The 1,065-nt window shown below is 45.4% G+C and carries 1 protein-coding gene; it reads right to left on the reverse strand.

What is annotated here, in order from left to right:
* Window positions 1–86: 86 nt before the first annotated feature.
* A partial coding sequence (trmA, locus tag R7P74_RS25015; RefSeq protein ID WP_318123337.1) for a tRNA (uridine(54)-C5)-methyltransferase TrmA occupies window positions 87–1,065 on the reverse strand: 979 nt, incomplete at its 5' end.

Raw genomic sequence — 1,065 nt, forward strand, 5'->3', positions numbered from 1 at the left:
AAGAAAACTTCTGCTGAATAATTGAAAAAATTCCAACAAAAAAGCGAGCTATTGAGCTCGCTTTTTTTATGTCTTTTGCTGGTGGCTTACGCTTTACGTTCTAGTAAAACGCCGGCTTCCATGTGGTGGGTGTAAGGGAATTGGTCGAACAGAGCAAAGCGCGTCACATTGTGAGTTTCGCTTAGAATGTCCAAGTTTTCTTTTAGGGTCTCTGGATTGCAAGATATGTACATGATGCGCTCGTAACCTTGCACCATTTTGCACGTATCCACATCCATACCTGCACGTGGTGGATCGACAAAAATCGTGTTGCAGTTGTAGCTCTTCAGATCGACACCATTGTCTTTTAAACGACGGAATTCGCGCTTACCTTCCATTGCTTCTGTAAATTCTTCTGCCGACATACGGATGATTTGTACGTTGTCGATCTTGTTCGCTGCAATGTTGTATTGTGCTGATTCTACCGAAGGCTTAGCAAGCTCAGTAGCAAGTACACGGTCGAAGTTTTGCGCTAATGCTAACGAGAAGTTGCCGTTACCACAGTAAAGCTCTAGTAGGTCGCCAGTGCTCTCTTGAGTACAGTCAACCGCCCATTCCAACATCTTCTCTGCGACTTTGCCATTCGGTTGGGTGAAGCTGTTTTCAACTTGCTGATAGATGTAGCTTTGGCCATTTACGTCCAGTTTTTCGATCACGTAGTCACGGTCTAGGATAATTTTCATCTTACGTGCGCGGCCAATGATGTTGAGGTTGAAACCTTCGTCGTTGAGGCGCTGTTTCAGCGCTTTCGCGTTTTCAATCCATTCCTCATCTAATTGACGATGGTAAAGCAGAGAAACCAGAATCTCACCGCTTAGCGTCGATAGAAAATCGACTTGGAATAGTTTACGGCGTAGGGATTCGTTGTCTTTCATCGCTTCAACCAATAGCGGCATCAAATCGTTGATCAGACGGCTGGCTGCTGGGAATTGGTCTACGCGGTATTTCTCACGAGTCTCTTGGTTGAACATGATGTAGTACAGGTCTTCACCTTCATGCCAAACACGGAACTCAGCACGAGATCGG

The sequence above is a fragment of the Vibrio sp. 2033 genome, from assembly GCF_033339735.1.